We start from the raw sequence: 21,106 nt of genomic DNA on the forward strand, positions 1-21,106 counted from the left end.
ACGCCTACACCATGGTCCACAAGGCCGACGAACGCGTCATCCATGGCAAGACCATCGGACCAAACCCGGCAAAGTGATCGCAGCGAAGACCAGCTGCCAGGCGAGGCAGCGCCCGCCCGCCACTTGAACTAAAGGACCGGCTCCGAAAGGCGCCGGTCCTTGCCGTTTCGGCCCCCTATTCGATCGAGATCGCCTCTGGAGAATGCTACGCCGGCTGCACCATGATCGGCCCTGCAGGAATCCTAACGATCTGGCGTATTGATCCCGGCCGATCGCTGCGCCGCGTGCCACGCCCCCCGCAACCCTATCGCCGCATAGCTGACTGCGTCTTTGAACCCCGAGTGCCGGTGCCGGAAGTGCAAGGGAAAACAATTGCGCGTTGTGAGGCTGAGGTCTAGCTTGACTGCACGCACCCGACAGAGACATCTTGTCATTGGGAGGACGAGGCGGAGGAAACAACCAGAAGGGGCATATCGACCAACCGGATGCCATCTGTCCGCCGACAAGCCGCAACTCGTATCTAGCCGACATCTGCAGGAGGCCGATGGCCCGGTTCATAGCGACCGCATTTGTCCAACGCCGGTAACTGAAGAGGAAGACCATGGTCGTCAGTCCCTACTTTCTGCGTGCACGAACGACGGTATCGAACTCACTTGTGCTGACCAGCCAGCTCCTGCTGGCGGCAGCCATTGCCGCCACATCGGGCCTGGCAACGCCGCTCGCCAAAACGGCCATGGCTCAAGAACAAGCAGCCGCCGACACCACCGCCGAGCAGCCCCAGCCGCTCAGCGAAGATGAGCTTGAAGTGCTCGTCGCTCGCATCGCACTCTACCCGGACGAACTCGTCGCCCTCGTTACCTCCGCCTCGCTCTATCCGCTGCAGATCGTGGAAGCCGCGCGCTTCCTTGACCAGTCCAAGACCAACAAGGACCTGAAGCCCAAGGACAGTTGGGACGGCAGCGTCATCTCGCTCCTGAACTACCCCGAGATCGTCAAGATGATGAGCGAGGATCTCGACTGGACCCAATCGCTGGGCGATGCACTCGCCTATCAGCAGAAGGACGTGCTGGTCGCCATCCAGCAGTTGCGCGACAAGGCGGTCGCCGACGGTATCATCAAGTCGGACGACAAGGTGACCGTCAAACAGGAAAACAACAATGTCGTGATCCAGGCGGCGAACCCGGAAAAGATCTACGTGCCGCAGTATGAGCCGGAAATGCTCTACGTTCCGGACTATCAGCCGGCACCGATCGCCTACTATCCCGAACCCTACCCCAACTACTACTACCCGACCGCGACCTTCTTTGCCGGCGTTGTGACCGGCGCCGCATTTGCTGCGGTCGTCGACTGGGATGACTGGGGGGTGTGGGGCGGCCGCTGGAATGCCAACGACATCGATATCGACTGCAACAATTGCTTCAACAACATCAACGGCAAGGTCAATTTCAACGACGTCGACTGGAAGAACGTCGATCGCAGCAAGATCAGCTTCGACAAGAACCAGTTCAACAAGATCGACCGCACGAGCAACTTCACCTCGATAAAGGACAACAATATCGGTAATCGCGCCAAGTCGGTGCGCAACAACGAGATCAGCTCCGTGGGGAACCGCGCCAACAAGATCTCCGTCGACGACGTGCGCAAGAGCAAGGTCGATGCGCGCCAGAAGGTCGATGCCGGCCGCGACCGCCCGGTTGCGGCCGACAGAAGGCCGGCCGACGCGAAACCCGCCATTGCCAACAAGGCCGGCAACGCCAGGCCCGGCGGCAACGTCAATCGGCAAATCAACAAGCCGAAGCCCGGTGGCAAGATCGAACGTCCCGGAGGCAACCAACCATCGGCGCTCGGTCGGGTGCAGAGCGGCAAGGTCACGAAGATCCAGTCTGACCGCGGACGGCAGGCGCTCGGCGGCGGTCATCGTGGTGGCGGGCAGCCGCATCGCGAGATCAAGCGCGGCGGCGGCGGTGGACGCCACAGATAAGCGGGATGGAGAGAACGACAATGGCAAACATTCGCAACGTGCTTTTCACCTCGCTCGCCGGCTCCCTGCTGCTTGGCGCATCCTTCACCACAGTCCTGGCGCAGGACGGCACCAAGGCGCCCGAAACACTGCTTTCCGATTACGTCTCGGCCACGGACCCGCCCGCATTCGATACGCCGGAACAGGCGGTCGAGGCGTTCAAGGCAGCTGTTGCCGCCGGCGACTTCGACAAGCTTGCAACCCTACTCGGTCTCGACGTCGCCAAGGCGAAGGCCAATGAAGGCGCGCTGGAAGCCTTCAGCGAGATCCAGGCCGGCATGAAGAAAAAGGTCGTCGTCGAGGACGTGGAGAACCGCAAGGTGATCGAAATCGGCGAAGAGCTCTGGCCGCTGCCTTTCCCGATCGCCAAGGGCGAAGACGGCAAATGGTCCTTCGACACCTTCACCGGCCTCGAAGAGATCGCCAATCGCCGCGTCGGCGAAAACGAACTGCAGACGATCGCCACGGTCGGTGCTTATGTCGATGCGCAGGAAGACTATGCGCAGCAGGATCATGACGGCGACGGCGTGCTGGAATATGCGCATAAGCTGATCAGCAGCGACGGCCAGATGGACGGCCTTTACTGGCCGGAAACCCCCGGCCTGCCGGAAAGCCCGGCCGGGGCTGCCTTGGCCGACGGCGCGGCTCTTGCCAGGGCCAAGGCAGGCAAGGGTTATTATGGGTATCATTACCGGATCTTGACCAGCCAGGGCGACAACATCGCCGGCGGCAAATTTGACTACATCATCAACGGCAACATGATCGCCGGTTTCGCCCTGGTCGCCTGGCCGGTGCAATACGGGGTAACGGGCGTTCATACCTTCGTCGTCAACCGGAACGGTATCATCTACCAGGCCGATCTCGGGGCAAAGACGCCAAGCGTCGCCGAAGGCATCCGGCAGTTCAATCCGAACGATAACTGGCAAGTCGTCGAGGACTGACGTTCATGAGTGGAACGGCCCCCAAGGGTGAGACAAGCAACGCGACCGATGCCGCGCCATCGGACCGCCATGCAAGGATCGCCGATTTTCTCGCATCCCATGGCGGGCCGTTCTACGAACTTCAATCGCGGTTGAAGCTATTGCATGCAAACGCCCTGCAATCCGGCAAGCGGGCGGTGCTCTTCGTCGCCCTTGCCTGGGGCATGCCGTTTCTGCTCGGATTGCCGGGGAGCCTGTCACTCGATCCCAGCCAGGGTGCCTATCTGACCGATCCCGGCCCATGGGCCAAGTTTTTTATCGCGATTGCTGCCTTCGTGCTTGCCGAACAGCAGGTCGAACGCGGCTTGCGCATCAAGCTTGGACAGTTTGCACGAGCGCCACTGATCGCCCCGACGTCCATGCCTGCGGCCGCTGAAGCCGTCTCGGACGCACTCAGACGGCGCGACTCGCCGCTTGCCGAGCTCGTCTGCCTGGCAATGGCCGCCTTCGCTGCGCTCTTGTCCTTCCTCAACTTTCACACATCGGACGTTTCCTTCTGGGCGGTCCGGCACACGGCCGACGGCAACACCATTACCGCGGCCGGCTGGTGGTCGATCTGCGTCAGCCTGCCGCTGTTCGTCTTTCTGTTTCTGCGCGGTGTCTGGCGGCACGTCGTCTGGGCGCAGCTGCTGCGCCGGATCGCGCGGCTGGAACTTCGCCTCGTCGCGGCCCATCCCGACGGCAAGGGCGGCCTCGGGTTCCTGTCGCAATATCCGAACGCCTATGCGTTCTTCGTCTTCGGCATGAGCGCCGCGATCGCCGCTGCGGTCATGAAGCACCTGCTGCAGGAATCGCTGTCGATGACGACGTTCACCATGATCATGAGTGGCTGGCTCGCGATCGTGATCGCCTTCTTCGCCTATCCGTTGTCGGCCTTCTCGCAACCGCTGGCACGCTTGAAGGAGGCCGGGTTGTTGATGCTCGGCGTGCAGGCGACCCGCTTTCACCGGGCTGCCGAACGCAAGGTGCTCGGTCGCAACGTGTTGGCCGACCCGACGCCAGAACCGAATGACGAGATTGCCGACCCAAGCAAACTCTTCGATACCACCAACAAGCTCTCGTCGATGCTCATCAGCCGCGCCGCCGTCGTCCCGGTCGCCGCTGCCGCCCTCATCCCCTTCGCGGTCGCCGGCGCCACCCGCCTGCCCTACAAGGAGGTCTTCTCGGTGCTGAAAAAGCTGCTGCTGCTTTAGGGCGCCGAATGAGTGCCTGTCCCATCCCTGCGAGATCGCATCGGGGAATGAACACCCCTCCTCCCAACCGGCAACGCGCTATCGACACATCTTCCGCAATGGTGGCGGAACGCCCTGTTGACGCCGCCAAGACAGCTCTGGACGATGGCCCCGTGCGCGCGCTTTAACGGAGCGTCGATAGCCACCTCCTGCCACGCAGAATTCTACCGATCGGAACACGATGCCAATTCATGAAATCGCCGCGATTGGGGCAGCGATCTGCTGGGCCCTGACGGGAATGATCTCGGCAGGCCCCGCAGGTCATCTCGGCGCGCCCGCCTTCAACCGCCTCCGGCAGGTCTTTGTCACCGGTCTTCTGGCGGTTTACGTGATTCTTACCGGTACGTGGCGCGAGTTAGACTGGGCCAGCGCGGGTCCGCTGCTTCTGTCCGGGCTGATCGGGATTTTCATCGGCGACACCCTGCTTTTTGCCGCGCTCAACCGGCTCGGTCCGCGCCGCTCCGGGATTCTCTTTGCGCTCAACGCCCCGATCGCCGCGCTGCTTGGCTGGCTGGTCCTGGGCGAAGCGCTGTCGACGTCGGCCGTGGCGGGCATCGCGCTGACGGCAGCGGGCGTGTTCCTCGCCATCGTCTTCGGCAAGCGCCGGGCGCAGATGCATGAATGGGAGACGGTCAAGGGGCCGCTCTGGATCGGCGTGACGCTCGGCCTCGGCGCGGCGACCGGCCAGGCGATCGGCTCCATCATTGCACGGCCGGTCATGGCGACCGGCATCGATCCGTTCGTCGCCTCGATACTCCGCGTCGGTATCGCCGCCTTCTGCCTGAGCATCCTGCTGCAATTGCCGGTTCCCTCCGTCAAGCCGAGGAACCCGCTCACATGGAAGGTCGCGGCGATGACCGCGCTAACCGGCGTCCTCGCGCTTGGCATCGGCATGACGCTGCTGCTCTTTGCCCTGTCCGGTGGCAAGGTCGGCATCGTCTCGACGCTGTCGGCCACCTCGCCGGTGATGATCCTGCCGATGCTTTGGCTGAAAACCGGCGAGCGGCCGGCCGCCGGCGCCTGGTCCGGCGCAGCCCTCGTCGTCATCGGCATGGCATTGATATTCCTGGTCTAACGTACCTGCCTTTGCATTCGCGCGCGCGGCAGCGCCAAACGCGAAGCGGCGGCCCATCTCGTGGACGGGCCGCCGCAGTTCAATTCATGCTCACTGAGAAATGCCTTATGCTGGCTGATGCTCGTTGCGCGTTTTCATCAGGCTCCAGACCACGCCACCGGCGATGATCGCGAAGGTGATGCCGAGCGAGAGCGCAGCCGGGAACTTTTCCAGCCCCAGAAGGTCGGCGACAAAGATCTTCGAGCCGATGAAGACAAGGACGATGGCCAGCGCCGGCTTCAGATAGCGGAAACGGTGGATCATCGCAGCCAGGGCAAAGTAGAGGGCGCGAAGGCCGAGGATCGCGAAGATGTTCGACGTGTAGACGATGAAGGGGTCGGTGGTGATGGCGAAGATTGCCGGAACCGAGTCGACGGCGAAGATCACGTCTGCCACCTCGACCATGACCAGAGCCATGAACAGCGGCGTGATGAACCAGGTCATCTTGCCGGTCTTGGGGTTGACGAGCTTTACGAAGAAGCGTTCGCCGTGGTGCTCCTCAGTGACGTTGAACCGGCTGCGCATGAAGCGCACGAGCGCGTTGTCGGAAACATTTGGTTCTGCCTCTTTCATCACCAGCATCTTGATGCCGGTAAACACGAGGAAGGCCGCGAAGATGTAAAGGACCCAGGAGAATTCGGCGACCAGCGTCGCGCCGACGCCAATCATGATCGCGCGCAGCACGATCACGCCGAGAATGCCCCAGAACAGCACCCGATGCTGGTATAAGCGGGGAACGGCGAAGAAGGAGAAGATCAGGGCGATGACGAAGACATTGTCGAGTGCCAGCGTCTTTTCGACCACGAAGCCGGTCATATAAGCAAGGCCGGCTTCGGAACCGAGATACCACCAGACCCAGCCACCGAAGGTCAGGCCAAGCGCAATGTAGAAGGCGGAAAGCTTGACGCTTTCAGCAACGCCGATCTCCTTGTTCTCCTTATGGAGAATACCAAGGTCGAACGACAGGATGGCGATGACGAGGGCGAAAAAGCTCGCCCACATCCAGAGCGGCGTTCCCAGCCACACGATAGACATGAAGGAAAAGTCCACAGACGGGTCCCCAATCGGCACATGATGTCGGAATAAGGTCCGACATCGCAAGAGTGCCGAAGCTCTCGCCAGAGGGGCCCGGACCAGCGGGTCAGGCGGCAGATAGGAGGCGGATTTTCTCGGTTCAAGTGCGACGCTCCGATTTTTTCGTCGACCGTCGTGGTCCCTGTCACGTCCCCGTCTTCTGCGGGGGTTTGCGGTCGCGACCGAAGCTGATAAGTTCCTTTTTTGTTCCGACTCGTTTGCATTGGACGAGCAGCTGCGCTTCGACCTCGAGGGAGGGGATGCAGTTTCTGTTCATCGGTTCAAAGGGTTAGGCGGGATGAAGAGGCCGGAAATTTTGCCTGGAATGCATAGGGACGAATGAGCGCAGCCTATCTGGAAAAACTCAATGACCGTCAGCGCGAAGCGGTGGTGCATGGTGTCGGTTTGCCGGAAGGCCAGGCCGGCGGCCCGCTGCTCATCATAGCCGGCGCCGGCTCCGGCAAGACCAATACGCTTGCCCATCGCGTGGCGCATCTGATCGTCAACGGCGCCGATCCGCGCCGCATCCTGTTGATGACCTTTTCCCGCCGCGCGGCAGCCGAGATGACGCGCCGTGTCGGACGCATCTGCCGTCAGGTCCTCGGCGACAACGCTGCGGTCATGACGGATGCGCTCGGCTGGGCCGGCACTTTCCATGGCATCGGCGCGCGGATCCTGCGGATCTATGCCGAACAGATCGGCCTTGGGCCGGACTTCACGATTCACGACCGGGAAGACAGTGCCGACCTGATGAACCTTGTTCGTCACGAGCTCGGGTTTTCCAAGACGGACAATCGCTTCCCGACCAAAGGCACGTGCCTTGCCATCTATTCGCGCATCGTGAATTCGGAGAGTTCCATCACCGATGTGCTGAAGTCCGCCTATCCCTGGGTCACGGGCTGGGACGATGAGCTCAAGGCGCTGTTTGCCGGTTATGTCGAGGCGAAGCAGGCGCAGAACGTGCTCGATTACGACGATCTCCTGCTCTACTGGGCGCAGATGGTTTCCAACGCGGACCTGGCCGAGGACATCGGCAAGCGTTTCGATCATGTGCTTGTCGACGAGTACCAGGATACCAATCGCCTTCAGGCGTCGATCCTGATGTCACTCAAACCCGGCGGCCATGGCCTGACGGTGGTCGGCGACGATGCCCAGTCGATCTATTCCTTCCGCGCCGCCACGGTCCGCAACATTCTCGATTTTCCGAACGCCTTCTCGCCGGCGCCTGCCGACGTCATCACGCTCGACCGCAATTACCGCTCGACCCAGCCGATCCTCGCTGCCGCCAATGGCGTGATCGGGCTCGCCCGTGAACGCTTCACCAAGAACCTCTGGACGGACCGAGAGTCGGAGCAGCGCCCGATGCTCGTCACCGTCAAGGACGAGGCGGATCAGGCGGCCCATATCGTCGAGCAGGTTCTTGCCAACCGCGAGATCGGCATCCTTTTGAAGCAGCAGGCCGTGCTGTTTCGCTCGTCCAGTCACAGCGGCACGCTCGAGGTCGAACTCACCCGCCGCAACATTCCCTTCGTCAAGTTCGGCGGCCTGAAGTTCCTCGACAGCGCGCACGTCAAGGACCTGCTCGCGGTCCTGCGCTTTGCGCAGAACCCTCGTGACCGCGTCGCCGGTTTCCGGCTGCTGCAGATGCTTCCGGGGATCGGCCCGCAGACCGCCGGCAAGATCCTCGACGCGATCGCCGACGATCCGGAGCCGCTGGCCTCGCTCGCGGAAGTTCCCGCCCCCCCGAAGACCGGCGAAGATTGGGCCGCCTTCGTCGACCTCGTCTCCAGCTTGCGGAGAGCGGAGGCAGGATGGCCGGGCGAAATCGGCGCGGCACGCAGCTGGTATGAGCCCTATCTCGACCGGATCCATGAGGACGCCGACACGCGCAAGGCCGATCTCCTCCAGCTTGAGCAGATCGCCGCCGGTTATCACAACCGCGAGCGCTTCCTGACCGAGCTGACGCTCGACCCGCCGGACGCAACCAGCGACCAGGCCGGCGTTCCCTTGCTCGACGAGGATTATCTGATCCTGTCGACCATCCATTCGGCCAAGGGCCAGGAATGGCGTTCGGTGTTCATGCTCAACGTCGTCGATGGCTGTATCCCCTCGGACCTCGGCGTCGGCACGAGTGCGGAACTCGAAGAGGAGCGGCGGCTGCTCTATGTCGGCATGACGCGGGCGCGAGACAGCCTGTCGTTGATAACGCCGCAGCGCTTCTTCACCCACGGGCAGAACGCCCAGGGCGACCGGCACGTCTATGCATCGCGAACCCGCTTCATTCCGGCGACCCTGCTGCAATTCTTCGAGACGACGAGCTGGCCAAAGGTTTCGGCGGCGGCGAGCGAACGAAGCGCCAAACAGATCCGCATCGACGTCGGCGCACGGATGCGCTCCATGTGGAAGTGACGGCGGCGCCCAATCTCCCGCCATAGCAGGCGAAACGCCGCAGCCTCCGCTGCGGCGCCATTCACGCGGTTCATGCCCCTATCGCAGCGGGAAGGCGACCGGGCGGATCGGGGCGGCATCGGCACCCCGGAACTTGAGGGAGGCGCCAACAAAGGCGAACTCATAGATCCGGTCCTTCGACAGTCCCTCAAGATTGATGAGCTCGATGATCGGCGCGCCCTGCTGGGCAAGCAGATAGGTATGAACCGGCACGTAGTTGTTTTGGGTCTCGGCCGGAAACGCCTCGAAACTGAGGTTGTCGGCCCCAACGACCATGGCGCCACCGTCTTCGACCAGGAACTTCGCCGCATCGATGCTCAATCCCGGTGGGTTGTTCATGTAGGCCGAAGCGTTTTCATAGTCCTGCATGCGACCCGTGCGGATCAACACCACATCGCCCTCCTCAAGCTTGACGCCCTGGCTGTCGAGCGCCTGCTGCAGGTCCGCCCGCGTGACGCGATAGTTCTCCGGCAGCATCTGCATGCCCTTGGCCGTGGCAACGTCGATCAGGACGCCGCGCGCAACAATCGGTGGCAGCTTCTCCGCGCCCGTCACGGTCCAGCCCTGGTCGCCCAGGTGATCGGCGGCGGCATAGCCGTTCCAGATCTTGCCGTTCAGACCAAAGTGGTTCAGCGCGTCGATATGCGTACCCATATGCGCATACATCGAAACGGCCGAGCCGGTGTAGCTGACGTGCTGGTTCATTTCCTTGCCGACCTTCATCGGGTCGGAAACCGCGGTGCCGTGCGGCGTGTGGGTCATCCACATCTGGTAGGGCGGATCGCCGGCCGCGTCCCAGCTGGGCATGCCGATGAAGTATTCGACCGCCAGATCATAGGACTTGGTGCCTTCGATCCGCGACAGGATCGCCGCCCGGCTCGCTGGTGTGATCAGGTTGAGACGCCCGATCTCATCCGTTGGTCCCCAGGGGCTTTTGCCGACGTCTTGTGCGAAGGCCGCGCTCGCCAAAAGACCGGCCATGAGGGAGGCAGCCAGCGCAGTGCCGACAGTTGCGACGTTGAACATGATGAACTCCTTCTTCTTGCTTTCCCTAAAACCAGGAAGCTGAGCCCACCTTATTGCTGGCTGAAACTCGCATAATCAGCAATAACGGGAAAATATAATTCACTCTGGAGAAAATATGGATCTGCTGGTCGCCATGCGTACCTTCCGCCGCGTCGTCGAGCTTCAGAGCTTCAACAAGGCGGGCGAAGAATTGGGGCAGTCGAACGCCTCCGTCAGCAAACAGGTCCGCCAACTCGAAGAACGTCTCGGAACAGTGCTGATCCTGCGCACGACCCGGCGCATGAGCCTGTCGGAGACGGGGCGTGGTTACTTTGCCGAGTGTTGCCGAATTCTCGACGAACTCGACGATCTGGAACGCGCGACATCAGGCGAGGCCGGCGAGATCAATGGCCGACTGCGGGTCAACGCCCCCTTGTCTTTCGGGCTCACGGTCCTTGCGCCTGTATTGGCCCGCTTCATGAAACGTCATCCGCAGCTGAAGGTCGACATGACGCTCGACGACCATGTGCTCGATGTCGTCTCGGAAGGCTTCGATGTGTCGATCCGCGTGCGCGCGGCACTGGCGGATTCATCGCTGATTGCCAGGCGAATTGGCGACGTGGAGCAGATCCTCTGCGCCGCGCCCGATTTCCTGGCGACAAACGGCACGCCTGCGACGCTTGACGAACTCAGGAACCACGATTGCCTGATCTATCGCCTTGCCGATCAACCGGGCCATTGGGAATTTGAGGGGCCGGACGGCGCGACGAGCGTCGAACTGCAGCCGCGCTTCGTCGCGGACAACAGCTTGATGCTGGGCGCGATGATTAAGTCGGGCCTAGGCATAGGCGGCCTGCCATCCTTCATCGCCGAACCGCTGCTTGAAAGCGGCGAACTCATCAGGGTCCTGCCGCAGCACAGGCTCGCCCGGCGCGGCATCTACGTGGTCTACCCGACCAACCGACTGCTTCTGCCCAAGGTGAAAGCCTTTGCCGAATTCCTGACGGACGCGTTGCGCCAAGTCGATCTGTCAACCGATAGCCTTCCCCGTTAGCTCATGTGTACCGTCGTGCAGACGCCCGGCGGAACCACGCCCTGTTCCGCCCTCCACCGATAGGCGGCCCTCTTCGCGGCACACCAACATTCGGGTCTCGCCATCTTGCCCTCTGGCACGTACCCCCGATCGCCGGACGCGGCAGCGATGGCACCCGAACGCTGCGGGCGTCGCGGGTTGCTTCTCGAAAACTACGACCTTGGCGTTATAGGAACATAACTGCTTTCCAAATTATATTGACATCCGCATTGGCGGAGCGCATTTTAGAAAGCAATAGTTTTCCTAATTTGGCGAGCCTGCTTCGATGCCCCGCCACACCGGTGAAAGGAACCGGCAATGAACCAGCATACGTCAATGGTCACGACCGAGAACGCATTGCCCGTCGCCGAGGGGGTGCCTGCAACAAGCGCGCGCCAGGAACTGCAAGCGATCCCATCTGCGGCCGCACCCGCCGTGACGAAGTCTCGGAAGCGGTGGCTGCGCGGGCTGCTCTTTGCCTCGGCGGCGGTCGTCGCTCTCGCGGGCGCCGCTGATTACGGGTGGGGATACTGGACAACAGGCCGCTTCGAGGTATCGACCGACGACGCCTATGTGAAGGCTGACAGCACGACGATCGCCCCCAAGATCTCCGGCCACATCGCCGAGGTTCTCGTGGCCGACAACGAGAAGGTGACGGCGGGGCAGATCCTGGCACGCATCGACGACCGCGACTTCAAGGTCAGCCTCGAACAGGCCTTGGCGCATGTCGAGGCAGCCGAGGCCAATATCGCCAACAGGCAGTCGGCGCTGGTTGCCCAGCAGTCCGCCATCGAGTCTGCGAAGGCAACGGTCGAGGCCGACAAGGCCGACCAGACCTTCGCCGAGCAGAACGACAAGCGCTACGCAGAGCTCGCCCGCCAGGGCTTCGGCACCATCCAGAACGCACAGCAGGCTGCCTCGCGCATTGCCGCCGCCCGCGCGGCCGTGACGCGCGACACCGCAGCGCTTGCCAGCGCAACCAAGCAACTCGACGTGATCAAGGCGGAGGTCGCCCAGGCAAAGGCGGCACTCGACAGCGCCAAGGCGGCCGAAGACCAGGCGAGGCTGAACCTCTCCTACACCAGGCTTGCCGCACCGATTGCCGGTGTCGTCGGCAACCGCACCCTGCGCGCCGGCCAGTATGTGCAGGCCGGCACGCAGCTGATGGCCGTCGTGCCCACGGATGCCGCCTATATCGTCGCCAACTACAAGGAAACCCAGCTGACCGACGTCGTGCCCGGCCAGAAGGTGACCATCGAAGTCGACACCTTCCCGGGCAAGGTCTTCGAGGGGCACATCGACAGCATCTCGCCGGCCAGCGGCCAGGAGTTCGCTCTTCTGCCGCCCGACAACGCCACGGGCAACTTCACCAAGGTGGTGCAGCGCATCCCGGTCAAGATCGTGCTCGATCATCCGAGGCCCCTGTCCGTCGTCCTGCGGCCGGGCATGTCCGTCTACCCGACCATCGACACCAGAACGGCCACGTCCGAGGTCGCCTCGGCGGCGGCGAACATACACTGAGGGCAGCCAGACGCCCCGTCTCACCAGCCACATGGCAGGAGGATTCGATGTCCACCACCGCACAAGCGGCTTCTCCCGGCGCGTTTGCAGCGGGAGCCAGCCCTTCGGATAAGGCCAGTGCCACTGCCTGGATCGCTGTGCTCGCCGGCCTGATCGGCGCGTTCATGGCGATCCTGAACATCCAGATCACCAACGCCTCGCTGCTGGATATCGAGGGCGGCATCGGCACGGGTGTCGACAACGGCGCGTGGATTTCCACATCCTATCTCATCGGCGAGATCGTCGTGATCCCGCTCACCGATTATCTCAGCCGCGTCTTTTCCTTCCGGCGCTATATTCTGGTGAACGCCATCCTGTTCCCCATCTTCTCGGCCGCCTGCGCCTTTGCCCATGATCTCGGCTCGATGATTGCGCTGCGTGGCCTGCAGGGTTTTGCCGGCGGCGTGTTGATCCCCATGGCTTTCACCATGATCCTGACCAGGCTGCCCAAGGCGCAGCAACCGTTCGGGCTGGCGCTGTTTGCGCTGTCGGTCACGTTTGCTCCGGCGATCGGACCGACCATCGGCGGGTACCTCACCGAGAACTACGGCTGGCAATCGATCTTCTTCGTCAACACGCCGCCGAGCATCGTGATGGTCGTCGCCCTCTACTTCACGCTCGAGAAGAAACCGATGCAATTGTCGCTGCTCAAGGAGGGTGACTGGGCCGGCATCGTCACCATGGCCATCGGGCTCTCGGGACTGCAGACCGTGCTCGAGGAGGGCAACAAGGACGACTGGTTCCAGTCGCCATTCATGGTCAAGCTTGCCTTGGTTGCTGCAGTGTTTCTGATCACCTTCATCATCATCGAGCTCAAGGTCGAAAAGCCACTGGTTCAACTTCGCCTGCTCAAGCAACGCAACTTCGGCGTCGGTGTTCTCGTCAACGTGCTGGTCGGCGTCGCGCTGTTCGGCACCGTCTACATCCTGCCGCAATATCTCGGCCAAGTGCAGCGCTACAATGCCGAACAGATCGGCTTCGTTCTGGCCTGGACCGGTTTGCCGCAGCTGCTCATCATTCCGCTCGTTCCGGCCCTGATGAAGCGCTTCGACGCACGCTATGTCGGCTTCGTCGGTATCAGCATCTTCGCGGCAAGCTGTTTCATGAACACGATGCTGTCGCTCGACAGCGCCGGCGACCAGTTCTTCGTGCCCAACATCGTGCGTGCCATCGGCCAGGCCCTGGTGTTGACGCCAATCACCGTCATCACGACGGCCGGCATTGCGCCGAGCGAGGCCGCTGCGGCATCGGGCCTGTCGAACATGCTGCGCAATCTCGGCGGCGCGGTCGGCACCGCCACCCTTGCAACGGTGCTGACCAAGCGCGAACAGTTCCATTCAAACATCATCGGCCAGTCCGTGACGCTTTCCCGCGACGAGGTCCGTGACCGGATCAGCGACCTGACGCAGCATTTCATGGCGCATGGCGTATCCGATGCTGCCGTCGCGCAGCACAAGGCGATCGCCGCCATCGGTGCTACGGTACGTCGGCAGGCGCTGATCTTGGGCTTCAGCGACACATTCGCGGTGATCGGCATCGTGCTGGCGCTCGCCGCGGTCGCATTGCTCTTCACCCGGAAGGTCCAGGTCGGCGGCGGCGCTGGCGGTGCCCATTGAGGAGCGCTCCGCCGAGCGCTGTTGCGATCAACACAGGGAGGCATAGGCAGGCCATGAGCACATCCACCACCGATCGTCTCTATCTGGACGATCTCCATGTCGGCCAACGGTTTAAGAGCGGCAGCCACACGATCGAGGAGGTCGAGGTCAAGGCCTTCGCAAGGCAATTCGACCCGCAGGTCTTTCACATGGACAACGAAGCAGCGAAGGACACGCTCTTCAAGGGGCTCGTGGCCAGCGGATGGCACACGGCGGCGATCACGATGCGCCTCAATGTCGAGACGGGCCTGCCTTTTGCCGGCGGTCTCGTCGGCGCCGGTGGAGACGTCAGCTGGCCGGCCGCCACGCGGCCCGGCGATGTGTTGCATGTGGAGAGCGAGGTTATCGAGCTCATCCCTTCACGATCGAAGCCCGACCGAGGCATTGCCGTGGTGGTCAGCCGCACGATCAACCAGAACGCCGAAGTCGTCCAGATCCTCAAGGCCAAGCTCGTCGTCCAGCGAAAGCCGGCAAACTAGGCCGCTGACCTCCACTCAATCAGGGTCAGCGCCTCACTCGGTCGATACGAAATCGTCTTCCCCGCTGCGCAACATTGCCGCGAGCGTGCAAAGGCCGGCATCGAGCTGGCCCATGGTCGGCGCGGCAAGCGCCAGCCGCACGGCATTCGGCGCGTGGCCGGGCGTGACGGCAAATGTCGTCGATGGCGTCAGCGCAATGTCGCGCCTGGCGGCGGCGGCGACAAATGTCTGCGAGCGCCAGTGCGCCGGCAGCGTCAGCCAGAGATGGTAGCACTTCGGATTGGCCTGGATCTCGAATCCTTCGAGGCGGACAGCCGCCAGTTTCTGCCGCGCCTCGGCATCGAGGCGTTTCATCCGCACGAGCTCGGGAACGGTACCGTCGGCCATCATCCGCTCCGCGGCCGCAAAGGCAAACCCGGTGGCCGTCCAGCCGCCCGAACGCACCGAGGCGATCACACTCTCGCGGAGCCGCTCCGGCGGCACGATGAAGCCGAGCGCCAGACCCGGCGCAACCTTCTTGGACAGGCTGTCGACGACGATGCAGCAATCCGGCGCGAGTGCCGCGAGCGGCGGCACGTCGTCAAGAAACCCGTAGACATTGTCCTCGATGATCGGCAGGCCCAGTTTTTCGGCGACGGCAACGAGATCGGCCCGCCGCCCCGAGGTCATCGTCATGCCAAGCGGGTTCTGGATCGCCGGCTGAACATAGATCGCCGAGAGATGCATCTCCCGATGCGCCTTCTCAACCGAGTCGGGCCGAAGGCCGCCTTCGTCCATCGAGAGCGGCACCAAGACGATACCCAACCGCGCTGCGATGCCCTTGATGAAGGGATATGTCAGAGCTTCGACGCCGCAGCGGCCGCCCGTCGGCACGATGGCCGCAAGCGCGGCAGCAATGCTTTGTCGTCCGCTACCCGTGAAGACGAGCTGTTCAGCCCTTGGCGACCATCCGCCGGTGGTCAGGTGCGCCGCCCCAACGTTCCGAACCTCGGGTGTACCGACACTGATTGCCTGGCGCGATGCGGCATCGAGCAAGGCAGGGTTCGCGAGACCCTCAAGGCTTCTGGCGATCAGTGCGGTCTGGGTGGGGAGGATCGGATAGTTGAATTCGAAATCGATCCGCACACCGCGCGGTTCAGCCAACGCCGCCGCGCCACGCCGGGCTTCACCGGAGATGAAGGTCCCCCTGCCGACCTCACCGACGACGAGGCCGCGGCGCAGCAGCTCCGAATAGACCCGGCTCGCCGTCGACACGGCGATCTGACGCTCATAGGCGAATTCGCGCTGGGGCGGCAGGCGGTCGCCAGGCTTCAGCCTGCCGTCGGCGATCTCGGCCGCAATCGTGTCGGCCAGTTGCAGATATTGGGATCTCGACATTATTGCACCGAGTACAATGTTTCGATTGTACCGAGAGATATATCGGAACATTATTATTACATCAAATGCATTGCACCGAAACCACGACGGTTTCTGCGGTCACGAGCAAGCGGATTGCTCGGCGAGCGCTTGCGCGCGGCCGCGGCTCAACGCGTCGAACCAACACTGGAGACTGGTCATGTCAGCAACCATTTCAACGATGCGTGCCGGTAGCCGTGGCACGGGACGCAAGCTGCGGGCGCTCGGCGCAAGCATCGCGCGCCACTTCCGTCGTCGCGCCGCCATTCGGCAGCTTCATGAACAGGACGACGAGGTTTTGAGCGACATTGGCCTCACCCGCTCTGGCATCGAAGCGGCTGTCGCCGGCAGGACGAGGAGGCGATGATGGTCACCGCAACTGCTCCAGATCTGTCGATCACCACCATCCTCGTTGCCTTTGCCGGCGTGTTCCTGATCTGCTTCATGAAAGGGGCGTTTGGCGGAGGCTTCTCGATCGTCGGCATTCCACTGTTGTCGATCGTCATGGACCCTGTTTCAGCCGGCGGCCTTCTTGCGCCGTTGTTCGTGGCGATGGATCTCTATGCGCTGCGCTATTTCAAGGGCTCGACATGGTCGAAGCCGGACTTGAAGCCGCTGCTTCCGGGTCTCATTGCCGGTATCGGGCTTGGCTATTTGCTGTTCCGTTTCCTCGACCACCGCGCCATTGCCATCGTCATGGCGGCAACCACCCTGATCTTCGTCGGCCTCTGGTTCCTGAAAGGCGCTGAAGTAACGGCGCGACCGCGTTCGACGCCGAAGGCCGTCACCGCTGGTCTTGCGTCGGGCATCACCACGATGGTGGCGCATTCGGGCGGACCACCGCTTGCGATGTATCTGCTGCCGCTCGGCCTCAGCAAGGAGGTCTACGCCGGCACGACCAGTCTGTTCTTTACCGTCGGCAATGCAACCAAGCTGCTGCCGTGGCTGCTCTTGGTGCAGTCGACCAGCAGTCTCTGGCTGCTGGTGGCCATTTGTCTCCTCGCCATACCAAGCGGGGTTACGCTCGGCTGGCGGCTTCAGGGCATGCTGGACCAGCGTCAGGTCTATCGCATCTGCTATGGACTGCTGGTGCTGGTGGCATTGAAGCTGCTGTGGGACGGCGTTTCCGGTTATCTTATGTGAGCACTGACCCGGCTATCGACCCGGAGCGACCCACCACACCTTGTTGCCGGCGTCGTCGGCGACCAGCAGCGCCCCATCGCGGCCGATGGCCACGCCGACCGGCCGGCCGAGCGCCTTGCCGTCGTCGCTGAGGAAGCCTGTCAGGATATCCCGCGGCGGACCGGAGGGCCTGCCGTTGGCGAAAGGCACGAAGATGACCTTGTAGCCGCTGCGCGGAAACCGATTCCACGAACCGTGCTGGCCGATGAAAGCGCCGCTCTTCATCTCCGGCCCGAACAGGTCGGCACTGTTGAAGGTCAAGCCGAGCGAGGCGGTGTGGGGGCCGAGCGCATAGTCCGGCTTGAGGGCACGGGCCACAAGCTCGGGAGCCTGGGGCTTGATCCTTTCGTCGATGTGCTGGCCGAACCAGCTGTGCGGCCAGCCGTAGAATGCGCCGTCCTTGACCGAAGTCATGTAGTCAGGGACGAGATCCGGTCCGATCTCGTCGCGCTCGTTGACGACGACCCAGAGTTCGCCGCTATCGGGCTGCCACGCCAGGCCGTTGGGGTTGCGCAGGCCGGAGGCGAACTGCCGCATCTGTCGGGTCGCAAGATCGATCTCGTGCACGGCGGCACGACCCTCTTCTTCCTCCATGCCGTTCTCGCCGACATTGGAATTGGAGCCTACGGTGGCATAGAGCTTCGTGCCGTCGCGGCTGGCAATCACGTCCTTCGTCCAATGATGATTACGGCCCGCCGGCAGATCGACGATTTTTTCCGGCGCCGCCGTGACCTCGGTCGCACCATCCTGATAGGGAAATGCGACGATCGCATCGGCATTGGCCACGTAGAGCTTGCCGTTGAGCAGGGTCATGCCAAAGGGGGAATTGAGCCCGGTAATGAACGGTGTTTTCGTTTCAGCCACGCCATCGCCATCCCGGTCACGCAACAGCGATATGCGATTGGCGCTCTGACTTCCGGCACCGGCCTTTTTCTGCAGGAGAGCAGCCGCAAAGGCGCGGATCGAGAAACCTTCGTCGGGCTTGGTCGGCGCATTGCTTTCGGCGACGAGCACGTCGCCGTTCGGCAGCACGTGTAGCCAGCGGGGATGATCAAGCCCCCCGGCAAACTCCTGCACAGCGAGGCCTTGAGCTGCAATGGGCATTGTTCCAGCGGGCCAGGGCGTGGCTTCCGCGACATTGATCGCGGGCATCAGCTCGACCCTCGGCTCGACAAGAACCGGATCGGGGCCATAGGTCTGTTCGATCGGCACCGTGGCCTCGTGCCGCGACAACGAGACAAGACCGACCACACCAACGATAACCAGCGCCGCGAAAACGACAGCGGCGAGCAGCAGCTTTTTCATGGTCGTGTCCTTTGAGGGCCGAGCCAGATCTTTTCAGGCCCCGGAGCTTCAATGCACTGACGATAATGCAGAAAAACACGCCTCGATGTCAGCAGTATCTGCGTCGGACAGATTTGTCGCCACATCCTCCGCGCGACGGTCGAGAATGAGCTCTCCCGGAGAGATGCAATCGCGCGGGCGCACAGAGCGAGCGCGGACTTCAAGCCGGGGGGAGAGCGGATGATGCTGCGTCGGCAGCGGCAAATCCAAAAGGGACCGCAGCTTGGCGTTTTTACTTTGTCAGGAGTGTCGGGGGACCGGAACGGTCCGGCCCCCAATTCAACCTACCAGGTCTTGCTGAGCTTGAGGGTAACGGTGCGGGCATCGCCATAGCTGCAGACAAGCACGCCGCTGCAGCCGCTCACATAGTCCTTGTCGAACAGGTTGGTGACGTTCAGCGCCGCCCCCCAACCGTTCTTTTCGTAACGCAGGGCGGCATCAAACACCGTCGACGACGGCACCTTCGCCGTGTTCTCCTTGTCGGCCCAGCTTTCGCCGCGATAGCGAACACCGGCACCTAGACTCACGCCCTCGAGCGCGCCTTGCTGAACGGTGTAGTCGACCCACAACGAGGCTTGTGCATCCGGGACGAGGTAGGGCGACTTGCCGACCAGCGCACGGTTTGCATCCTCGGTCACCTCGAGATCCATGAAATCGAGGCCCGCAATCACCTTCCAGCTCTCATTGATGTTGACCTTGCCCTCGAGCTCGATGCCGCGGGAACGCACTTCACCCGTCTGCGTGGAGATGCTCGTCAGCGGATCGGTAACGAGAGCATTGCGCTTGGTCAGCTGGTAGATGGATGCCGTCAGCACGCCATCGAAGAAGGTCGGTTCATACTTGACGCCGGCCTCGAACTGCTCGCCTTCCTCGGGCTTGGTGTTGCCGGTCGCCGTCACGGCCACAACCGGATTGAAGAAGGTCGCAACACTGACATAGGGCGTCACGCCATTCTCGAACTCGTAGGCAAGGCCGACGCGGCCACTGAGCGCGCCTTCGCTATAGTCGAAGGTGGAGTTCTGGGTCGGCGACCAGAAGGTGGGACCGTTGTCGGTCTTGGTGTCGACATAGTCGTAGCGGCCATTGAGCGTGACAAGCCAGCCTTCGCCGAAGCGGATCTGGTCCTGGGCATAAACACCAAGCTGCTGCTGCGTAATCACCTGGTTGATATAGATCGCGTTGGCGGGCTGTGGCGCGCCGTAGACCGGATCGGTTGCGCTGATCGGCGTTGCCGCCGAGGACGCCTGAACATGATCCAGGCGGAAATACTTGTAGTCGAGGCCGACGAGCAGCGTGTGGTCGAGCGCGCCTGTTTCGAACTCGCCCTCGAGACGGTTGTCGACGCCGATGGTGTCGACCTTGGAGGTCGCTTCGAAACCGATCCGGTAAAGCAGATTGTCCGGCGTGGCCGGCACCGTCGAAACCGGGAAGGGCAGGCTCGGATCGTAGTAGCCGTAGGTGTACGGACCATTCTCGTGCTTGTAGAGGTGGCCATAACGCAGGTTCTGGCTGAACTGCCAGCCGCTATCGAATTCATGCTGGAACTCGTAGCCGATCATCTGCTGGACATAGGTGCCGGTGTCGATATCCGGCTCGCCGAAGAAGGCCTCGCGGTCGATCTTGCCGAAGGGAGCGTCGACGACCGTGCCGACATAGGGCAGGAAGGCGCCACCCGTATGCACCTGATCGAGCCCCTGCAGCAGTCCGTAGACGGTCAGGCTGGTCGCATCATCCGGCTGGTAGGTGATCTGCGGCAGGATGAACCCGCGCAGATCCTCCGAATGGTCGGTGTAGTTGTCGCCGCCCGACACCTTGCCGGTGACGCGGTAGTTGATGGCCTCGTTCAAGGGACCGTTCGCATCGAAGCCGAGGAAGGCATTGCCGAAGTTGTTGATGCCGGTCTCCACATAGGCGGACGTCTCCTCCTGCGGCCGCTTGCTGATCAGGCTGACGATGCCGCCCGGATTGGCGCCGCCGTAGAGCACCGAAGCCGGTCCCTTCAGCACCTCGACACGTTCCAGCATGAACGGATCGATCTGGAATCCACCGAAGCCGTAGGAAAAGAGATTGAGGCCATCCAGGAAGACGCCGGTCTGGGTCGCGTCGAAACCGCGGATATAGAACCAGTCCGTATCCGGATCGACGCCGAAGGGTGCGGCAGTTACGCCTGGCGTGTAACGAAGCGCTTCGTCGACCTTGTTGACGACGCCGCGATCATCGAGTTCTTCGCGGCCGATGACCGAGACCGACTGGGGAACTTCGTTGATCGGGGTTGCCGACTTCGACCCGGTCGTCGTCGCCTTCGCAACGTAACCCTCGACGGGACCGGTTGCGTCTTCTTGAAGCGAACCAGCCTGAACCTCGATCTTTTCCAGCTTGGTCGGTGGCGCATCCTGCGCCATCGCCGCACCGGCTGCCAGGATTGCTATGCCCGCAACTCCGCCCGCGAGCCATTCAGCCAAACCCGCCGCCTTACCACTCACCATCATCTCTACGTCGCCCCATGCCGACTCGTCGCACCATCCCCTGGGCGATACTCAGCGTAA

General features: G+C 62.5%; 16 protein-coding genes. 11 read left to right on the forward strand and 5 right to left on the reverse strand.

What is annotated here, in order from left to right; all coding sequences use genetic code 11:
* Positions 1-601 precede the first annotated feature (601 nt).
* The 4 genes from MKZ91_RS02820 (at position 602) to MKZ91_RS02835 (ending at position 5,307) form a co-directional block, all read left to right on the forward strand.
* The gene (locus MKZ91_RS02820; protein ID WP_336167782.1) at positions 602-1,981 is read left to right on the forward strand and encodes a DUF3300 domain-containing protein; all 1,380 of its coding nucleotides are present in this window, start codon (positions 602-604) and stop codon (positions 1,979-1,981) included.
* A 20-nt stretch (positions 1,982-2,001) separates the two neighbouring features.
* Entirely contained in the window at positions 2,002-2,961 is a 960-nt protein-coding gene (locus MKZ91_RS02825; protein ID WP_336167784.1) for a DUF2950 domain-containing protein, read from the forward strand.
* 5 nt (positions 2,962-2,966) lie between these two features.
* Complete coding sequence (locus MKZ91_RS02830; protein WP_336167786.1) at positions 2,967-4,193, forward strand: hypothetical protein; 1,227 nt, start codon at positions 2,967-2,969, stop codon at positions 4,191-4,193.
* Positions 4,194-4,413: 220 nt separating this feature from the next.
* Positions 4,414-5,307, forward strand: coding sequence for a DMT family transporter (locus MKZ91_RS02835; RefSeq protein ID WP_336167788.1), 894 nt, complete (start codon positions 4,414-4,416; stop codon positions 5,305-5,307).
* Between the two features lie 105 nt (positions 5,308-5,412).
* Here MKZ91_RS02835 and MKZ91_RS02840 read toward each other — a convergent pair whose 3' ends face one another.
* On the reverse strand, positions 5,413-6,381 hold the full coding sequence (locus MKZ91_RS02840) for a TerC family protein (protein WP_442892186.1): 969 nt from the start codon (positions 6,379-6,381) through the stop codon (positions 5,413-5,415).
* 378 nt (positions 6,382-6,759) lie between these two features.
* Here MKZ91_RS02840 and MKZ91_RS02845 point away from each other — a divergent pair, with 378 nt between their 5' ends.
* Positions 6,760-8,829 carry an ATP-dependent helicase gene (locus MKZ91_RS02845; protein ID WP_336167792.1) on the forward strand — a complete coding sequence of 690 codons (2,070 nt, stop codon included), beginning with the start codon at positions 6,760-6,762 and terminating at the stop codon, positions 8,827-8,829.
* A gap of 78 nt (positions 8,830-8,907) precedes the next feature.
* On the opposite strand, the gene MKZ91_RS02850 is transcribed toward MKZ91_RS02845, so the two are convergent.
* Positions 8,908-9,894: a cyclase family protein gene (locus MKZ91_RS02850; protein ID WP_336167793.1), complete on the reverse strand. Its 987-nt coding sequence runs from the start codon at positions 9,892-9,894 to the stop codon at positions 8,908-8,910.
* A 115-nt stretch (positions 9,895-10,009) separates the two neighbouring features.
* On the opposite strand from MKZ91_RS02850, the gene MKZ91_RS02855 reads away from it, so the two are divergent.
* From MKZ91_RS02855 to MKZ91_RS02870, 4 genes are all read left to right on the forward strand, one after another.
* Entirely contained in the window at positions 10,010-10,927 is a 918-nt protein-coding gene (locus MKZ91_RS02855) for a LysR family transcriptional regulator (RefSeq protein WP_336167794.1), read from the forward strand.
* Positions 10,928-11,263: 336 nt separating this feature from the next.
* Positions 11,264-12,466 carry an HlyD family secretion protein gene (locus MKZ91_RS02860; RefSeq protein ID WP_336167796.1) on the forward strand — a complete coding sequence of 401 codons (1,203 nt, stop codon included), beginning with the start codon at positions 11,264-11,266 and terminating at the stop codon, positions 12,464-12,466.
* Between the two features lie 47 nt (positions 12,467-12,513).
* Positions 12,514-14,121 (forward strand): DHA2 family efflux MFS transporter permease subunit, encoded by a 1,608-nt coding sequence (locus tag MKZ91_RS02865; protein ID WP_336167798.1) that lies wholly within the window; start codon positions 12,514-12,516, stop codon positions 14,119-14,121.
* Between the two features lie 53 nt (positions 14,122-14,174).
* Positions 14,175-14,639, forward strand: coding sequence for a MaoC family dehydratase (locus MKZ91_RS02870; protein WP_336167800.1), 465 nt, complete (start codon positions 14,175-14,177; stop codon positions 14,637-14,639).
* 33 nt (positions 14,640-14,672) lie between these two features.
* Here MKZ91_RS02870 and MKZ91_RS02875 read toward each other — a convergent pair whose 3' ends face one another.
* Positions 14,673-16,016: an aminotransferase-like domain-containing protein gene (locus MKZ91_RS02875; protein WP_336167801.1), complete on the reverse strand. Its 1,344-nt coding sequence runs from the start codon at positions 16,014-16,016 to the stop codon at positions 14,673-14,675.
* A 178-nt stretch (positions 16,017-16,194) separates the two neighbouring features.
* Between MKZ91_RS02875 and MKZ91_RS02880 the strand changes: the two genes are divergently transcribed.
* Together MKZ91_RS02880 and MKZ91_RS02885 are read left to right on the forward strand one after the other, a co-directional pair.
* On the forward strand, positions 16,195-16,401 hold the full coding sequence (locus tag MKZ91_RS02880; RefSeq protein WP_336167802.1) for a DUF1127 domain-containing protein: 207 nt from the start codon (positions 16,195-16,197) through the stop codon (positions 16,399-16,401).
* Positions 16,401-17,177: a sulfite exporter TauE/SafE family protein gene (locus tag MKZ91_RS02885; protein ID WP_336167804.1), complete on the forward strand. Its 777-nt coding sequence runs from the start codon at positions 16,401-16,403 to the stop codon at positions 17,175-17,177. The genes MKZ91_RS02880 and MKZ91_RS02885 overlap by 1 nt, the downstream gene beginning before the upstream one ends.
* Before the next feature lie 12 nt (positions 17,178-17,189).
* Here the strand turns inward: MKZ91_RS02885 and MKZ91_RS02890 are convergent, their stop codons facing one another.
* Positions 17,190-18,521, reverse strand: coding sequence for a PQQ-dependent sugar dehydrogenase (locus tag MKZ91_RS02890; RefSeq protein ID WP_336167807.1), 1,332 nt, complete (start codon positions 18,519-18,521; stop codon positions 17,190-17,192).
* 323 nt (positions 18,522-18,844) lie between these two features.
* Positions 18,845-21,049, reverse strand: a complete 2,205-nt coding sequence (locus MKZ91_RS02895; protein WP_442892187.1) for a TonB-dependent siderophore receptor — start codon at positions 21,047-21,049, stop codon at positions 18,845-18,847.
* Positions 21,050-21,106: the final 57 nt, after the last annotated feature.

Origin of the sequence: Ensifer sp. MJa1, assembly GCF_037026475.1 — a bacterium.
Lineage (GTDB): Bacteria > Pseudomonadota > Alphaproteobacteria > Rhizobiales > Rhizobiaceae > Ensifer.